This window comes from Paenibacillus maysiensis, from assembly GCF_000520815.1.
Classification (GTDB): Bacteria; Bacillota; Bacilli; order Paenibacillales; family Paenibacillaceae; genus Paenibacillus; species Paenibacillus maysiensis.
Window position 1 is genome coordinate 1 of record NZ_ASRY01000094.1, and the last position, 601, is coordinate 601.

Sequence of the window (601 nt, forward strand, 5' to 3'; positions counted from 1 at the left end):
GGACATTTCGTGAATAAAAAATCCTTTTAGGAACAGCAATACGCATTGACTACTGGCATTTTGACCGAGGAAATCTATCTATTAGGTAATAGCTTCTTTTTGCTGTTAATAGATTCATGCTGATACATCGCTATCGCCACTGTCATATAAATAAAGCAGACCTAAGCAAAGGGGGAATGCAGATGATCAGAACAAGAGTAAAAACGTTCAAACACCGTGTAGGTAAAAACAAATTCCTCGTCGTTAAAATTTTTCAATCCGCAGATGCCAGAACAAGAAGTGGTAATGCGCTGGCAACCAATGCACTGAACATCAAAATTTCCAAACGCAAAAAGCACCACTAAGACCATCCGTACCTTCATTTCCTGTGAAGGGAGGTGATATCCATGAGTAGAAGACATTCCAAACACCATGTGAAAAGAAAAAGCTTATCTATCTGGTCAAAACAAAAAGCGTTTGCGCGTGCACGTGGCAATGCGCTGGCTGCCAATCTGTTCAACGTAAATGTCAAAAAGAAAAAACATTAATAATGTTTTTAGCGGGGAGGATTCTCTTCCCGCTTTTTTGTTACATAGTTTCTATCGCCAAATGAAAAAGAACT

Annotated in this window: 2 protein-coding genes; both read left to right on the forward strand. The window is 39.1% G+C overall.

Going from position 1 to position 601, the window contains the following annotated elements:
* Window positions 1-182: 182 nt before the first annotated feature.
* Entirely contained in the window at window positions 183-344 is a 162-nt protein-coding gene (locus L696_RS31140; RefSeq protein ID WP_162833907.1) for a hypothetical protein, read from the forward strand.
* A 42-nt stretch (window positions 345-386) separates the two neighbouring features.
* Window positions 387-527, forward strand: a complete 141-nt coding sequence (locus L696_RS31145) for a hypothetical protein (protein ID WP_162833908.1) — start codon at window positions 387-389, stop codon at window positions 525-527.
* The last annotated feature ends 74 nt before the right edge of the window (window positions 528-601 follow it).